Raw genomic sequence first — 16,607 nt, 5'->3', positions numbered from 1 at the left:
GAAAAAATCCACTTATTCCTAGCATGGTAAATACTTCTATTGGCTCTACTAGATTACAAAATATGAATTAAAAATACAGTCATCATTGATGATATTTTTACATCAATCCCATACAAGATGATTCGCAATATTTAAAATCAGTTGCTGCCTATAGCCTGGAAGCTGCCTAACATAATTTTTCAAATGTAGTTGCACGGTCTGTTCCGCTTCCGATAAATCTACAGCTTGAATATCTGATTCAAAAGGATGTCTTTTAATCATTGCTGCGATCTCCGTATCGCCAAGAGTATCAAACAAAGAGATGAATTCTTTTTCCTCTAACAGAATATCTAATAATAAATCTTCAAGATCATCAAAAGATTTTACTTTTTGCTTTATGAGCTTGAGTTTATCAAATGAATATCGGCAAGCAAGCAGTTCATCTACTAACTCTCTGTAAGCTTTATCATACATTTTTACACCGGATTCAAATTGAATTTTAGGTTCTAAATTAGAATTCACCGGAATAATGAATACTTTATCCAAAGTATTTAATTCTAAGGCATTTTTTATATTAGATTTAATTCGGAGCAAACTTCGTTCGATATATTTTTGGAGTGAGGAACTTGTAATATTCAACACTTCATATATATCTTCAATTTTCTGATGTATATTTAACATGAGGATGTGATGTTCTGTTTTCATCAATTTTTCATTTAAACTTCGTAAATCTTCCTGCATAATACTAAGCTGCCTTATATTGCGGTCTGCAAGAGCGCATACTAAAGATGCGGTTAGTACTTGTTCAAAAATATTTATCAATAAATCCTTATACCCTTTGTCATATCCATAAAGTAGATAATGAATATGCTCTGCATCAAAATTCTTACAAAATTCATTTTCTAAGTATAACTGCTCAAGATATTTTTGAATAAATTCAACTCCGCCTAAATCATCAACAGGATTACAAAGCTGATAATCAATAGAAGCAGGACAATCATAAGCTCCATAGTCTAAGTTGTATGCCTTAAAAAAAATCCTGATACCGTTTTCACTTAATGTTGCATTATATGAATGATTAATTGTATCCAGTTTGCTCTTTTGAACCAAATGGTAAAGATGTTTTGCTGTCTGAAACTTCGTATGAAGTATTTTCCGGCCTCTTTCATACATCTCAAAAACATCTGCATTCTTTATCTTTAACTCGTCTGCCGCAATGTCGGGATTAGGCAGAGACTTTAAGTATAATCCTATTGTATAAAGATTTGATTTCATAATGCTTTCAGCAACCTCTACCCTTATAGAGCTGCTTTTTCCCATATTGTATTGTTCACTTTTATGAGCCAAAAGACGAATACACTGAAGCTGAATATTCTCTAAATCAGACTCATCCAAAAGTCCACAAGTATATGCCTCCTGCAAGATAGAATTAAAATAAAATTCACCACTTAATTTATTGCATTCAATGAGGTGTCGTTTCTCAATACTCCCCATTTTCATCCTCCTCTTCCCAGTCATCTTCATCTACATCGTCTGGTTCATATCCATAGCACAAATTACGCGCTAACCCATCCAGCTCTCGTCCTGATAGCAATTCCAGAGATCCTTGGCATTCGCCGTCAAAAGCATTTTTCATAAATCGGATCAATTCATCATCAGTGATTAAATCAAGAGTTTCATTTTTATAAAAATAAAACATCTCAATTAAAACATGGAGTGTTTCTACATAGTTGTACATAGAGATATAAGGAGAATCACAAAACGCCTTAATGATTTTGTCGATTACACCGCTGCCAAATTCAATACGTCCATAATTTTTCAAGGATAGACTTCTTGTTTCAATAAGCCCAAGAGCATCGATATGCGTTAAAGTTAACCCAAACTTAGAAGTATACTCATTACATTTTACAATTTCATCAACAGCTTGTTTTTGAATTAAAAATGAAAATGTACTTATAAGCTCAAATGACAACAAAACCACCTCCAACAAAATCATAAAAAACTTAAAAAATTCCCCCTTGACATTTAATCAAGAATATGATATGGTATAATTGAGTATTTTTATTTTAATTTATTAACCATATTATTATATCATCTAATTTTATTTAAAGCAAGAAATACCTTTAAAAGCCACCGATTATACATGTATAACCGGTGGCTTTCTCTTAGTCTCTCCCAAAAGTCCGCAATGATTTTTATATTAAATTAGGCTCAGAATCAATAATCTGATGAGATTAAGATATCCCACTCCAATTATTGACCTGAGCCTTCTTAGGTTACTCCAATTTCCCACCTTCAATAACAAGCTGTTCTTTATAGTCTTCTCCATAGATCTCAGCAAGGGTTGCATCATATGCCTGGTGTATAAAATTCTCTTTACCAAGAGCCTCAAGTTCTTTATTAATCCAGTCAAGGAGTTCCTTGTTCCCTTTCTTAACAGCCGGTGCAATTGTATCTTGTCCGCCTAATGAAGGTACACCAACTACAAATCCAGGATTCTTTTTTGCCCATGCGATCACTTCTGTATTGTCATTAACGATAGCATCTCCACGGCCATCCTTTAATGCTTCAAATATTTCTGTATATTGCTCAAATTTTAATTGCTCTATATCAGGATAATTTTGGGTCAAAAAAGTTTCTGCAGTGGTTCCTTTAGCCACAATTGCTTTTTTACTTTTTAACTGCTCAACTGAAGTAATCGGAGCACTTTCAGGAGATACTATTCCAAGAGAAACTTTCATATACGGATTAGCAAAATCTACTTTTTGCTTTCTTTCTTCTGTAACTGTGAAATTAGCCATGATAATATCCACTTTGTTTGATTCAAGGAATGCTACTCTGCTTGCTGCATCCACTATAACAAATTCAACTTTAGATTCATCACCTAAAAGATCCTTTGCAAATCTCCTTGCAATGTACACGTCAAAGCCCTGAAATTCTCCATTTTCATCGACATAACCAAAAGGATATTTATCACTGAAAACGCCAATTCTGATCTTCCCTCGTTCTGTAATTTCAGCAAGAGTACCTTTAATTTCTGAGTTTCTGTTTTCTGAAGTACTTTTCTCTGACGTATCAAACTCCGATGTGCTGGTTTCAGTAGTCGAACTTACATTATTGCTACAGCCAGCAAACACTCCCAGTAGCAATACTGTAATCATCAATACATGAAGAATTTTTTTAATATTTTTTGGCATAATCATCATTCCTTTCCTCTAAAATTTAATATTGAAATTTATTTAAGAAGTGCTGAGCACGTTCTGTCTTTGGATTTGTAAAAAATTCATCGGGTTTCGATATTTCACAGATTCTTCCTTTATCAATAAAAACTATTTTATCCGCCACAGCTCGGGCAAAAGACAATTCGTGAGTAACGATCAGCATTGTCATCCCTTGTTTTGCAAGTCCCAATATTACATCCAGAACTTCTCTTACCATTTCAGGATCAAGAGAAGCAGTCACTTCATCGAACAACATAATCTCAGGATTCATACACAAAGCTCTGACAATAGCAATTCGCTGTTTCTGTCCTCCTGAAAGCTGCCGAGGATAAGAATCTTTTCGATCCAGTAAGCCCACCCTGCTTAATAACTGATTGGCCTGTTCCATCACTTCATTTTTATCTCTTTTTTGAACTTTAACAGGACCTAACATGATATTTTCAATAACTGTCATGTGTGAAAACAATTCGTAATTTTGAAATACCATTCCTATACGTTGACGGACTTCCTGCCAATTCACATCTTGCCCAACAAGACTTTTATTACGATATCTTATATCTCCTCCCTGTATTTTCTCCAGTCCGTTAAGGCACCTTAAAAGAGTACTTTTTCCACAACCTGAAGGTCCCAAAATTACAACAACTTCACCTTTATTGATGCTTAAATGAATATCTTCCAGAACTGTTATATCATCGTATTTTTTATACACTCCCTTAATTTCAAGCAATACTTCATTTGTTTCTTTATGCATGATGAATCCCCCTATACATTCCATTTATTTTCCAAGTTTTTAGATAACTGGGAAAGAGGATAACAGATTATGAAGTACAATATAAACAGAAAACCATACACCCAAAAAGATGCTGTAGGAACTTCTGTGCGAGAATGCTCTATAATTTGCTGTCCTACTTTAATCACATCTATAACTCCTATCAAAACCACTAAAGAAGTCGTCTTAACCATTCTTGTAGCCAAATTGATCGCCCCCGGAAGCATTCTTCTTACAGCCTGAGGGATTAGAATATATCTGTAAAGCCCCCAAAAACTAAGGCCTATTGCTTTTCCAGACTCGATCTGATGTTTTGGCAGAGATTCCAATGCACCCCTTACGATATCCCCCATTTCGGCAGCCCCCCAAAGGGTAAATACAACAATCGAAACAAACTCACCACTTAAATCAATATTTATAACCGTTGTAACCCCGAAATATATAACAAACAACCAAACGAGAATCGGTATTATTCTGAATAATTCAAGGTATATACGACAAATTGAACGGATCCATCTGGACTTTGATGTCCAAATTACTCCAAAAATTATTCCAAGCAAAGAACCAATAATAATAGAAATGAAAGCAATTTTTGATGTTATTAATAGCCCTCCCAACAGACGCTGTATATTCTTTCCCTTAAAAAGAACACTAATTCCCAAATTCTGCATACCGAACTTTCCTTTCCAGCCACGTCAGAAGTAATGATAAAGGCAAAATCATGATTAAGTACACAACTACCAACATAAGCAAAGATTCCAACGTCTGATAATACATTCCTATCAAATCTTTGGTTACATTCATGAGATCAACCACTGCAATCGCTCCTACTATAGAAGTTTCTTTCAATAAGAAAATGCAATTTGCACCGATTGAAGGCACACTTACTGAAAAGGCCTGAGGAAAAACCACATATCTCACCAGCTGACTTTTTGAAAGGCCTATACTTAACCCGGATTCTATCTGTGTTTTGCTTACAGCTTCTAAACCTCCTCTGAAAGCCTCCGCCATATAACTTCCTCCCAAAAAAGACAAACCGATGATCGCACATGCTGTTTCGCTCAATGTTATTCCTAGTTTAGTAAGACCAAAGTATAAAAAAAACAATTGTATAAGAAGAGGCGTATTACGCGACAACTCTATGTAAATATGCACAACTACTTTTAATCCTTTTACTTTGAAGTACAAAACTATGCTGCATATAAAGCCAATTATTAAAGAAATCAATATACCCCAAAATGCAAGTTTCAGTGTTGTCCATGCTGCTTCCCGGTAAAGCGGCAAACTTTCTGCTATAAACTGCCAGTTAAGGTTCATATGTTCATCCCTTCAATCATATTTAACATCCTTTCAAATCTAAGTAAGTATAATATTTTGCCATAAAAAAATCCCACCCCTGTTCAGAGGCAGAAATTTACTTCAGCCTACGAAAATTTCTAACTGTAAATCTCCTTTAACATTCTTTTTCTGTTATTGTAATCCATACTATTTTTATCTGTATAATATACTATAGCAAAGAAATACTTCTGTCAACCATTTTTTATTAGATTTATAATAGTCTATGCGCTTCCTGTTCTAATTAATTCATAATTTTACCTTTTTTTAATGACTTCCTTGCCGTAACGCTCTCTAAAGCATATTTACAGTTTTTACATTGACGATAGTAATTTTTTTCGATACAATAAATTTTGAATATTTTTTGAAAGGAGATGCGCTCGTAAACTATGGATGAAGGTGAGAGTAACAACGAAGATAAACCTCCTTTATACCATATATTAAAATTAATGAATAAGACATAGACTATGTTGCGTGATTAAAAATAGCAATTTAAATATTCTGTTAGCAACATAGACAAATATATGGTATTGAAATCGTATAAGGAGGATTTATTTTGGAAGGCTCTATTTTATTAATGATCCTATTACAAGTTATTCTGATTGCACTTAATGCAATCTTTGCATGTGCAGAAATTGCGGTCATTTCTATGAACGACAGTAAACTGTCGAAGCTTGCAGCTGAGGGAGACAAACGCGCAATCCGTCTTGCCAGGCTAACCAGTCAGCCCGCTCGCTTTTTAGCAACCATTCAGGTTGCCATTACCCTTTCCGGCTTTTTGGGCAGTGCTTTTGCAGCTGATAATTTTTCGGACAAGCTGGTTGGATGGTTCATGAAATTGGGTGTACCGATCCCTGAAAAAACATTGGATACAATTGCTGTAATATTCATCACCATAGTTTTATCATACTTTACACTCATTTTTGGTGAGCTTGTTCCCAAACGAGTTGCCATGAGAAAAGCTGAACCCCTGGCACTAGGAATGTCCGCTCTGATTAGTGGAATTGCCAAACTCTTTGCTCCTATTGTCTGGTTTCTTACCGTATCCACCAACGCTATTCTGCGATTGCTCGGCATTGATCCTAATGCAGAAGAGGAAGAAGTAAGTGAAGAGGAAATTCGTATGATGGTGGATCTTGGAAGTCAGAAAGGGACAATTGACCATGATGAAAAGGAATTTATCCAAAACGTCTTTGAGTTTGATGATTTGACCGCTGGGGACATAGCCACTCACAGAACTGAAATCTCTCTGCTATGGTTGGAAGAAAGCATGGAAGACTGGAAAAACACTATCTACAGTAGCCGTCATACGCTTTATCCCATTTGCAGTAATTCAGTTGATAATGTTGTCGGTATCTTAAATGCCAAAGATTATTTCCGCCTGGAAGATAAAAGCCGGGAAAATGTAATGAATAAAGCAGTGAAACCTGCCTATTTTGTCCCCGAAAGTGTTAAGGCTGATGTTCTGTTCCGCAATATGAAGCAAAGTCGCAATAACCTTGCTGTAGTTCTGGATGAGTATGGAGGTGTGAGCGGAATTGTCACCATAAACGACCTTGTGGAACAACTGGTTGGTGATTTGGGATATGACGAATTGATAGAAAATGAAATCACGCCGATTGAACAGCTTGACTCCAAAACATGGAAAATTCATGGCAGTGCTTCCCTTGAGGATATATCTAAAGTACTTGGTGTTTCTCTCCCAAACGAAGATTACGATACTTTTAACGGTCTGGTTTTCGATGCACTGGGTGCTGTTCCGCAGGACGGAACAAGTGTAGAAATAGAAACTTCAGGGCTTTTCATCAAGGTATTAGAAATTCGAGATCATCAAGTGGAAAAGGCGATTGTTTCTTTAAAAGAGCCTACTCGTACCGAAAATGATATATAAACGAATGAGAATGGCCACGTAAAAACATGGCCATTTTTTTATGCATATATCTTTGCTTAGGTCTCAAAACACTCACAAATATTCTAAAGTAGCCTTTTGCCTTCGGCTAACAATAATATTGATGAACTCTTATTCTTATCACCATAAAAAAAGTTTCTGACATCAACCTTCCAACAAATCAATGCACAGAAACTCTTACTAGGAATCTCTTATTTCCTACCTGCATTTATCCTGGTAATTCTTTTACTATATGCTCAAATTCCATAATTTATTTTTACATAAGCTGCAGTAGATCTAAAGGATTTACAATTAAAACCACCTGTCCGTTTCCCAGCAGAGTGGAACCAGATATCCCAGGAATGGCAGCCAGATGCCCATCCAATGTTTTTACCACAAATTCCTGTTCATTTTTTAACTTGTCCACAACAATTGCAAAATTTTCGGCCCCATTGGACAAGATCACTGCATTCAACTCTTCTTGATCAGCATTCCTCTCGCCAGTCATAAAGATCTGGCAGAGCCATTCAATTCTAATCACATTTCCTCTTAAACATGTAAAATATTTTCCGCTATACTTATGAATACTGTTCCTATCTATTTTTACTGTTTCGATTATGTATTCCAAAGGAATAATATAGTTTTCTCCAGAAGCTTCTACAATCAAACCATGAGAAACAGCCAATGAAAGAGGTAATTGAATAATCATTTTTGTTCCTTTATCCATTTCGCTTTCAATCATTATAGCACCATTGAGTTTAGCAATATTACTTTTAACGATATCCATGCCCACGCCCCGACCGGATATCTCTGTAATCTGTTTGGCAGTACTAAAACCAGGAAGAAAAATAAGATTCAATAATTGATTGCGGTTCATCTTTTCAGCGTCTGTGCTGGTGATCAGCCCTTTTTCGATTGCTTTGTTTTTTAAAGTTTCAGTATCCATTCCCGCACCATCATCTTCAATCTCAATAAACACATGTTTATTTTTATTGTAAGCTCGTAGTACAATCTTTCCTGTCTCCGATTTCCCTTTTGTCAACCGCTCTTCTGGAAGTTCAATGCCGTGATCTGCAGCATTACGTATTAAATGCACTAAAGGATCACTAATTTGCTCGATAATTGTTTTATCTAGCTCTGTATTTTCGCCCTCCATATATAACTCCATTTTTTTCCCCGTACTCTGCGCTATATCCCGTACAATCCTGGGCATTCTTTGAAAAACCGTCTTGATTTCTATCATTCTTATGGACATAATTGCATTTTGAAGTTCATCTGAAATTCTGTTTATATATGCTCCCACTTGCTTAACTTCTTTCGACATTTCAGGCAAGTCATAATCTATATTTAATCTTTTAGCAATATGCATAAATGAATTCTTAGCTATAAAAAGCTCAGAAATCATATTCATCACTTGATCAATTTTTTCTTGATTAACTCTAATAGTCTGTGAAACGCTTGATTTGGTTATATCTATTTTATTGGATTGCAGCTGGTTTATGACTGCAGAGTTTGTAGTATCGCCGGGGACAGATTTAATTCGTGAAATACATCCTTTAATTTCATCCAGTATATCATCATTATGTAAATCAATGAATTCTTCAGAAATAATAGAACTCATTATGGACTTTAAATAATCTATTACTAAAAAACTTAAATCAATGAGATTATTTTCAAATTTAAATCCTTTATCTCTTATCAATACCAACAGGCTTTCAAAAGTATGCACAACTTCGGATAACTTTTTTAAAGAGAAGTATTCCGGGTTTTGAGAGGGTAATGATGCAAGATACATTGATGCCCCGCCTTTAATACTGTGAATCATTCTAAATAATTCACTGATGGCTTCCCTGTCATCACTATTGCTATCAAGCTTCATAAGCAAATCATTCTCGATTTTATCGATATTTTCCATGCTTTCAATCAGAAACTGCTCTTTTATTCCTTCCGTCAAACCTTTTTTAAACTCTTCTGACTGTAAAATTTCAATCTCTTTCTCCTCTGAATCTTTATTATAAATTTTGCTTTCTTGATCCTCCCTGTTTTTACAGTTTTCATATGCGAGTCTCAAGTTATCAACTAACTGTTCTTCTTTCTGATGATCTTCATTTTCCAGGTACAGACCATTTTCATCATCCAGGGCATATTCTTTTAATTTCTCATGCATCCCTTTTATATAAGCATCTAAGAAATCTATACAGGAAAGTAAGCTATCAATAAGTCCTGTATCAACAGTTGCTTTTTTATCCCTTATGGCCTCCAATATAACTTCTATCTCATGGCTTAATCTTACAATGCCTGATATCCCTACAAAAGAAGACTCCCTCTTAATTCTTTTAACTTTTTCAAGGATTTGACTAAGCAAATTCATATCTTCAGATCTCACTTCAAGCTTCAGAACTTCCTTTTCAAATCCTTGAAGGCATTCCATACATTCATTAATAAACACTTTAACTACATCAATATCTTCTATATAGATTTTACTCAACATAATATTCTCTCCTTAGATCAAAAGAAGCATTTATGTGGTTTAAATCCAGTCACAAGTAGTTGATACCATCACAAATTAGTAAGAGTATCTTGCTATTTGAGCATCATTTACAGGCAAATCTTTTTCTCCATAATACTGTTTTGGCCTGGAATAAACTATTGTATCTCCTATTCTTTGAACTTTATAGGCAGATGAGAATCTTCCTACGGATTCCGAATGTCCTAGAAAAATAAATCCTCCGGGATTTAAAGATTCGTAGAAACTATCCAGAACACTTTTTCTCGACTCATCATCAAAATAGATCAAGCAATTCCGACAGAAAATAAAATCACACCCTTTAACAACGTTCATTTCATTTTGATCCATCAGATTAATCCGTTTAAAAGAAACAGGTTTTCTTACACTCAGATTGACAAGATACCTGTCTTGCATCCTTGTAAAATATTTCTCCAAATATTCAGGAGGTACATCCCTTACAGCTCTGCTTTCATAGATGCCAATTCTCGCACTTTTCAATACTTCAGTATTAATATCAGAAGCAAGTATTTCAATTTCCCATTTTTCAGGATGCTCAAGCATCTCCTGAAGAATAATAGAAATGGTATAAGGTTCTTCACCTGTGGAGCATGCCGCACTCCATATTTTTATTTTTTTTCTGTCACCTTTCTCTCTAACAACTATAGGTAACACATCCTCTGCAAAATTGCGCAATTGAGGAAAATCACGAAAAAAATAAGTTTCATTCACCGTTAGCTCATTAATTAATCTATCGAACTCAGATGAATCATCCGAAAATTTCAGCATCATATAATACTCATTTAAATTGTCCATCTCAAGGGATTCCGCACACTTTCCGATCCTTTTTTCTACATAATATTTTTTATTCCGCTCATAATATATTCCTGTTTTTTTATAAATCAATTTTATGAATTTATGAAATAATTCATCAGATAATATCATTCTTCCACCTCTTCATCACTCATAGCTTCTTAAGCAGCATCGCTCACCTTTTCAAAATGGTCCTCCAGCATTTATTACAGTACACGGGCTGTCATATTACATTTCAAAACTTCATTGCATAAGCGACTGCTATACTAGCGAAGGTATCATTGCAGCAGGCGGCATCACTTACAACATTTATGACATTATAACTGCTGAACCTATGTAATTTATATATATTAATCATTTCTTATTTTAGTTGTCCGTTGTCAATCCTTTTAAGCATTCTATAATAAAAATCACTGGAATAAAGAATTCCCAAAAGGGCATCCGATTCAGATTGAAATATGTTAAATTTTTCAATGGATTTTATTGAATCAAAAATGTTAATTATTCTTCTGGCATAAATTCCCTTTACAATAATCCCTATTTCTAAACCATAATTTTCCATACAATTTTTAAACTCAATGAGAGTTTTTACCTCATTTTCATATAAAATATCCAGTTGACTTAGATCAATAAAAATAACTAAAGTTGTAGATTTATTGACTTTTTCACTAAAATCATTCAATTTATTAATAAAATCTGTCTTTTCTGGTTTTAAAATTCTAAACAAATACTTTCCTTTTGCATAATTATAAGCTCTTTTACTCAGATTCAACATCTGAAATTGAATATTGGAATACAGTTCTTCAGCAATAGCGTTTTCTCTTTTATACATTTTAGTAATAAAAGTGAGAAACTCATTTAAATCCTTGATAAATAGGTTGAGTTTATCTTTATTTTTCATTCTGTCACAGGCGTTAACCGCTTCACTGTATAAAGACTCTATGCTGTATAGTGACTTTATTATGTTAGGTTCTTCCCCATTTATTTTAATTTCCTTTGATCTATTAAAAAGCAAATGATATAGTCTTATAAAAATTTCTAGAATAATAATATAAAAAGTATGATCGCTACTGTTAAAAAAGTAATCATTTCCTTCCAGCTTATTTCGGGTTAGATCTACTACGTTGATCCTTTCAACATAAAACAAGTCAAAATAAGCATACAGTTCAGCTTCTTCCATATCTGTGCATAGAATACAATCAAAAGTTTTGATTTCATTCGTACCAGATAATTCGGAAAAGAAACTGTCCGTTACACTGGAATACGCAAGGGAACCAATATCCTCAACACTTTTTAAGATCATTAAAAGTACAGGAGAGACCATAGGTGCATCTTCTTCAATAAAAAAAGTAATATAATACTTATTTCTACCTTTAACCTTTTTGTTCAAAAGGCTTGACACAATTCCTGTACCTGGCTGTTTTACCACAACTGATTTTTCTTCCTTTTTACCGAATCTGATAAGAGCTCCAACGTCTTCATTAATCATTAAAGCTTCATCCATAAGATCCTTTGGCACCTCTCCGGAACCTTCTTTTTTGTATTCCAGCATCTGCTTAACAATATCCAAGCCTTTAAAACATAGAGACACGATGTCTTGGTCAAACAAGATGAAACCGTTTCTTGCACAATCAAGCATATCCTCTATTTTGTGCATAATATTTCCAATATCCTCGTACCCTACCATGTGAGAAGATCCTTTAATTGTATGAGCGATTCTAAACAGTTCATTAATCTCTACAGATGAATATTCCATTTCCAGGCGAATAAGACATTCCTCTGCCTTTTGAAGCATTTCCTCTGTATCTTCCATATACAACTGGAACATGGTATCCATTAAGCTTACCTCCTAATACAGTATGATACCAATCAGTTTGGGATTGGTTATTTTATTATTTGAATAATGGATTTCCTCCACCTCTCCAGTTTCTCCACAGAATAATTTATAATCTGTGTGATATACTCTACATCCGAAAGAGTTTTCTGTATATAGTCATTGGCCCCATATTCAAGGGCGTTCAATATTTTATCCATAGTAGAATTTTCTGCCATCATTATAACCTGTATTAAAGCATCAAAACTTTTGATCTCCCTTAAAAGCTCAATTCCGCTCATTTCAGGCAAATCTATATCTATCAATGCAATATGGTATTTATCGCTTTTAACTTTCTCAAAAGCATTTTTGGCACTTTGAGTAACTTCAACTTCATAGTTTTGCTGTTCCAGATGATTTTTTAGAGTGCTTAGTATTTTTTCATCTGCATCTGCTATCAGAACTTTGTATTTATACTTCATTGGAAACCTCCATATAATTCAAAAAATACCTATTCATTAGATGTAGCCTAAAATTTTTTAACGGCTTTTATGATTTCATCCGCTATCTTATAAGAGGGCACTACAATCTCAGCGCCATCTCTTTCGATTGCTTCTCTTGGCATACCGAAAACCACTGCTGTAGACTCATCCTCAGCTATGGTAACGCCACCAGCTTTTCTAATCTTTACCATAGCATCTGCCCCATCATCTCCCATTCCGGTCATTAATACGCCGATCACCTTTTTAGCGCCAAAAGTGTCTAGTGCAGATTCCATCGTTACATTCACCGATGGCATAAAAATTGTTTGAGGATTGTTGGAAAGACGAAGTATCCCCTCTTTTCTTACCAATAGTTGATATCCTCCCGGAGCCAGATATCCTCTTCCATTTTGAAGGATATCTCCTGGTTCTGCTTCCTTAATTGGAAGCTGGCAGGCACTATCCAGTCTTTTTGCAAAAGAAGAGGTAAATGACGGCGGCATGTGCTGTATGATGATTACTGCAGCCTGTAAATCCTGCGGAAGCATCGGAAGAACTTCCATCAGTGTACGAGGACCGCCAGTAGAAATACCTATGAGAACAATTTTTGAAAGGTCTGGACTAGTGATTATGGGCGTTTTAATTATAGGTGCTGTTTTCTTTGCTATAGCGATAGTGCCGTCACGCCTCCTAAATTTGTCTTTGATACTTTTCTTGCTTTTGGATTTATGAGCCACTTTAATTTTTTGAATTATTTCCCTTCCGACAATATGTATATTAGAAGATACAGTTCCTGAAGGTTTAGTAACATAATCAAAGGCACCAAGCTCAAGTGCTTCGAAAGTTATCAATGCTCCTTCTTCAGTAAGTGAACTCACCATCAAAACAGGTATATCTGGATCTTCGTTCAAAATATGCTGCATAGATGTCAGACCATCCATAACAGGCATATTGATGTCCATTGTAATCACGTCCGGTTTTAACTCGTACACCTTATCGATGGCATCCTGTCCGTTCCTCGCTGTTCCAATCACTTCAAGGCTCGGATCAGTCATAACAATTTCCTTCAGAGCTTTTCTCATAAGAGCTGAATCATCTACAATCAATACTTTTATTTTGTCGGTCACGAATATCACCTGCCATCATCTTTAGAAAATTCGGGCGCACCCCGAAATAAATATTACTATACCCGTGGTAACGCCCTAAAAAACTTAATTTTAACACAAAGTTAGTATTTTACTAATATCCAAAATCAATATCATTCGTTTACCGTCATTAAGTTTTCCAACGCCTTCCACATAATCACTGTCAACCCCATTGCTTAATGTATCAGGTGGGGCTTCTATCAAGGTCTTTTCAAATCTAAGTACTTCCGAAACCGAATCAACCACAATTCCCGTTCTCTTTCCATTATGATCAATGATAATAATCCGTGTGGCATCAGTAATTGATTTTTCTGGAAGATTGAATAGTTTTCTTAAATTCAGTGCAGGTATTACATTTCCTCTTAAATTTACAATTCCTTCAATGCAGTATGGAGCCCTGGGTATTTTGGTTACTTCCGTCATCCTGTTGATTTCCTGAACATTAGCAATCTTAACCCCATATTCCACAGAATCTATTTTAAAAGTTACCAGCTGCTCTTCATCAATCAGTTGTTTCCCAATGCTCTTTCCATCACTATCCTCTTTGTAAATTCCATCAGTTCCGCTGATTCCACTGATTACATCAGCAGAAATTAATTTTGAAGGTTCAAGCATCAAAATCATACGCTTACCTTGATCCAACTTTGCCACTCCTTTGAGCTGATCCTCGCTTTGAGTGGAAAATCTCGGTGGAGACTGAATAATACTTGAGGGGACTCTCAAAACTTCTAAAACCTTATCCACCATAATTCCCGCAGTAAAACTGCCCATATCCACCACCAGGATTCTGGTGTGATCGTTAACTTCCAGATGTTCCATTCCAAAACATGTCCTTAAGTTTATTATAGGCAACAAGTTATTGCGTATAGAAACTACTCCTTCTATGTATTCTTCACAGTTTGGAACCTTCACGATCTGAGGTGTGCGGATAATTTCTTTAACCTTCATAATCCCAATGGCATATTCCTCTTTACCTAGGAGAAAGGAAACTAATTGTTCCTCATCGATAGACTCATTATTACTGCTGCCTAGGATCGCACTGTTCTTTTGCAAACTTTCGTTCTGCTCTTTTATCTCTTCCTTTTGGGCGTTGTTAACACTTAATGCCTTTACAACATCCAAAAGCATGACAAGCCTGTTTCCATTCTCCAGCTTTACAACACCGTTTAAATAGTCTAAATCCACATTTCTTATAATTTCTGGTGGTGCCTCTATGTCTGCAATATTTACCCTCATTACTTCCGATACTTTATCTACAATTACTCCTGTTGCTTTGCCATCTACATCTATGACGAGCACCCTACTGTTTTCATCCCTATTTTTTCTCTCTAGATTAAACCAGGTCCTCCCATCGATGATTGGCAAAATATTTCCTCTTAAATTGCACGCACCTTCAACATAGACTGGAGCATTCGGCACTCTTGTGATATCAGGAACCCTGATAATTTCCTTTACATCCATAATATCAGTCCCGAATTCATCCTCTCCAAGCAGGAAGGTAACTAGCTGGCGCTCTGTAAAGCTGGCATTGTTTATACCAGTAGCCATGACTATCCCCTCCATTCTCTACATATTCTGAAGTTCATCAGCCAATCCTGAGATCTCTTCAATCGCTTCTGCAAGTTCCTGCATACCTTTGGCCTGTTGATTTGCTGCTGCTGCTGCCTGTTCAGCTCCACTGCTGGCTTCCTGAGCAGCGGTTGCAATCTGATCCACACCCTTCTTTGCCTGTTCCAAAGCCACTAACGACTCTTCTGATCCTTTAAGAATCTCTCTTGCTCCTGTAAGGATCTCTATCATGCTTTCTTCAATAATATTGAGATTGTGTGTTGTTTTCTTTGCCTTTTCTACTTCAGTTAAAGAAGTTTTACTGGAAAGATCTATATCCGCTGCAACTCTTTGAATCTGATTCTGAATGCCTCTTACAAGATCCTTGATCTTATCTGTGTTTTCCGCAGATTCATTGGCAAGCGCTCTTATATCTCCGGCAACAACTGAAAAACCTCTTCCGAATTCTCCTGCCCTGGCCGCTTCAATAGAACCATTTACAGCCAGCATATTCGTTTGAATGGTTACATTAACTATAGCGTCCACAATTTTATCGATTCTTCTTGTAGTTTCCTCTAGGTTCTTAATATTTTTTGCAGAGACAATGCTAGATTCTGCTGAAGAAGATATTCCAGCAATCAAATTATCCACTGCTGTTTTGTTTGCCTCCAGCAACTGTTGAAGTTCTTCAATCTTTTCTGCAGAGAATTTCGCCCTGTCACTCATTTGCTGCGCAGCTACTGCAAGTCTGTCACCTAGTCCTGCAGCTTTTTCAGTAAGCTCGGCTTGAGCCTGGGCACCTGCTGAAATCTGCTGCATTGCCTTTAGAATCTCATTGGCAGTAGAATTTGCTTCCTCCACATTAGCTGACAATTCCTCAGATGCTGCCGCCAAGGACTCTGAAGACTTCTGGGCATCCGTAGAATACTTTAACTCTTCAGCCATCTGAGCCAAATCAGCAGCACCTGCATTTAACTCATTAAAAGCCAAATTTTGCATTTGAATTGATTTTTCTACTTCTTCAGCGGCACTACTTTGTTGTTCAGCAGCTACAGCAATCTGTTCAGCCATCGCCAGGAACTCACTGGCTCCTTTATTGGCATCCACT

Annotated in this window: 14 protein-coding genes; 1 reads left to right on the top strand and 13 read right to left on the bottom strand. The window is 35.8% G+C overall.

Going from position 1 to position 16,607, the window contains the following annotated elements; translation table 11 throughout:
• Positions 1–102 precede the first annotated feature (102 nt).
• The 6 genes from JOD07_RS10100 to JOD07_RS10075 all read right to left on the bottom strand — a co-directional run bounded on the left by JOD07_RS10100 (position 103) and on the right by JOD07_RS10075 (position 5,286).
• Complete coding sequence (locus JOD07_RS10100; protein WP_204613845.1) at positions 103–1,473, bottom strand: DUF6179 domain-containing protein; 1,371 nt, start codon at positions 1,471–1,473, stop codon at positions 103–105.
• A complete protein-coding gene (locus JOD07_RS10095) occupies positions 1,460–1,951 on the bottom strand; it encodes a DUF6323 family protein (protein ID WP_158741357.1) in 492 nt (163 codons plus the stop codon). Before JOD07_RS10095 ends, JOD07_RS10100 begins: the two co-directional genes overlap by 14 nt.
• A gap of 304 nt (positions 1,952–2,255) precedes the next feature.
• Positions 2,256–3,185: a cysteine ABC transporter substrate-binding protein gene (locus JOD07_RS10090; RefSeq protein WP_330636248.1), complete on the bottom strand. Its 930-nt coding sequence runs from the start codon at positions 3,183–3,185 to the stop codon at positions 2,256–2,258.
• 16 nt (positions 3,186–3,201) lie between these two features.
• Positions 3,202–3,951 (bottom strand): amino acid ABC transporter ATP-binding protein, encoded by a 750-nt coding sequence (locus JOD07_RS10085; RefSeq protein WP_279380856.1) that lies wholly within the window; start codon positions 3,949–3,951, stop codon positions 3,202–3,204.
• An 11-nt stretch (positions 3,952–3,962) separates the two neighbouring features.
• Positions 3,963–4,640, bottom strand: coding sequence for an amino acid ABC transporter permease (locus JOD07_RS10080; protein WP_158741359.1), 678 nt, complete (start codon positions 4,638–4,640; stop codon positions 3,963–3,965).
• A complete protein-coding gene (locus JOD07_RS10075; RefSeq protein WP_204613844.1) occupies positions 4,621–5,286 on the bottom strand; it encodes an amino acid ABC transporter permease in 666 nt (221 codons plus the stop codon). Before JOD07_RS10075 ends, JOD07_RS10080 begins: the two co-directional genes overlap by 20 nt.
• A 574-nt stretch (positions 5,287–5,860) precedes the next feature.
• Here JOD07_RS10075 and JOD07_RS10070 point away from each other — a divergent pair.
• Positions 5,861–7,195: a hemolysin family protein gene (locus JOD07_RS10070; protein WP_243429303.1), complete on the top strand. Its 1,335-nt coding sequence runs from the start codon at positions 5,861–5,863 to the stop codon at positions 7,193–7,195.
• Between the two features lie 274 nt (positions 7,196–7,469).
• Here the strand turns inward: JOD07_RS10070 and JOD07_RS10065 are convergent, their stop codons facing one another.
• The 7 genes from JOD07_RS10065 to JOD07_RS16015 form a co-directional block, all read right to left on the bottom strand.
• Positions 7,470–9,683 (bottom strand): chemotaxis protein CheW, encoded by a 2,214-nt coding sequence (locus JOD07_RS10065; protein ID WP_204613842.1) that lies wholly within the window; start codon positions 9,681–9,683, stop codon positions 7,470–7,472.
• A 75-nt stretch (positions 9,684–9,758) separates the two neighbouring features.
• Complete coding sequence (locus JOD07_RS10060) at positions 9,759–10,643, bottom strand: CheR family methyltransferase (protein WP_204613840.1); 885 nt, start codon at positions 10,641–10,643, stop codon at positions 9,759–9,761.
• A gap of 229 nt (positions 10,644–10,872) precedes the next feature.
• Positions 10,873–12,348 (bottom strand): Hpt domain-containing protein, encoded by a 1,476-nt coding sequence (locus tag JOD07_RS10055; RefSeq protein WP_204613829.1) that lies wholly within the window; start codon positions 12,346–12,348, stop codon positions 10,873–10,875.
• 47 nt (positions 12,349–12,395) lie between these two features.
• The gene (locus JOD07_RS10050) at positions 12,396–12,806 is read right to left on the bottom strand and encodes a response regulator transcription factor (RefSeq protein ID WP_158741364.1); all 411 of its coding nucleotides are present in this window, start codon (positions 12,804–12,806) and stop codon (positions 12,396–12,398) included.
• Between the two features lie 47 nt (positions 12,807–12,853).
• Positions 12,854–13,933, bottom strand: a complete 1,080-nt coding sequence (locus tag JOD07_RS10045; protein WP_158741365.1) for a protein-glutamate methylesterase/protein-glutamine glutaminase — start codon at positions 13,931–13,933, stop codon at positions 12,854–12,856.
• Between the two features lie 90 nt (positions 13,934–14,023).
• Complete coding sequence (locus JOD07_RS10040; RefSeq protein ID WP_204613826.1) at positions 14,024–15,499, bottom strand: chemotaxis protein CheW; 1,476 nt, start codon at positions 15,497–15,499, stop codon at positions 14,024–14,026.
• Positions 15,500–15,517: 18 nt separating this feature from the next.
• Positions 15,518–16,570: a methyl-accepting chemotaxis protein gene (locus JOD07_RS16015; protein ID WP_416387173.1), complete on the bottom strand. Its 1,053-nt coding sequence runs from the start codon at positions 16,568–16,570 to the stop codon at positions 15,518–15,520.
• Between the last annotated feature and the right edge of the window lie 37 nt (positions 16,571–16,607).

Origin of the sequence: Defluviitalea raffinosedens, from assembly GCF_016908775.1 — a bacterium.
Classification (GTDB): Bacteria; Bacillota; Clostridia; order Lachnospirales; family Defluviitaleaceae; genus Defluviitalea; species Defluviitalea raffinosedens.
This window is presented reverse-complemented; position numbering and strand designations above follow the sequence as displayed.

Coding starts and splice junctions, on each gene's coding strand:
- JOD07_RS10100 (WP_204613845.1), bottom strand. CDS start 1,473: ATGGGGAGTATTGAGAAACGACACCTCATTGAATGCAATAAATTAAGT.
- JOD07_RS10090 (WP_330636248.1), bottom strand. CDS start 3,185: ATGATGATTATGCCAAAAAATATTAAAAAAATTCTTCATGTATTGATG.
- JOD07_RS10085 (WP_279380856.1), bottom strand. CDS start 3,951: ATGCATAAAGAAACAAATGAAGTATTGCTTGAAATTAAGGGAGTGTAT.
- JOD07_RS10080 (WP_158741359.1), bottom strand. CDS start 4,640: ATGCAGAATTTGGGAATTAGTGTTCTTTTTAAGGGAAAGAATATACAG.
- JOD07_RS10075 (WP_204613844.1), bottom strand. CDS start 5,286: ATGAACCTTAACTGGCAGTTTATAGCAGAAAGTTTGCCGCTTTACCGG.
- JOD07_RS10065 (WP_204613842.1), bottom strand. CDS start 9,683: ATGTTGAGTAAAATCTATATAGAAGATATTGATGTAGTTAAAGTGTTT.
- JOD07_RS10060 (WP_204613840.1), bottom strand. CDS start 10,643: ATGATATTATCTGATGAATTATTTCATAAATTCATAAAATTGATTTAT.
- JOD07_RS10055 (WP_204613829.1), bottom strand. CDS start 12,348: ATGGATACCATGTTCCAGTTGTATATGGAAGATACAGAGGAAATGCTT.
- JOD07_RS10050 (WP_158741364.1), bottom strand. CDS start 12,806: ATGAAGTATAAATACAAAGTTCTGATAGCAGATGCAGATGAAAAAATA.
- JOD07_RS10040 (WP_204613826.1), bottom strand. CDS start 15,499: ATGGCTACTGGTATAAACAATGCCAGCTTTACAGAGCGCCAGCTAGTT.
- JOD07_RS16015 (WP_416387173.1), bottom strand. CDS start 16,570: ATGGCTGAACAGATTGCTGTAGCTGCTGAACAACAAAGTAGTGCCGCT.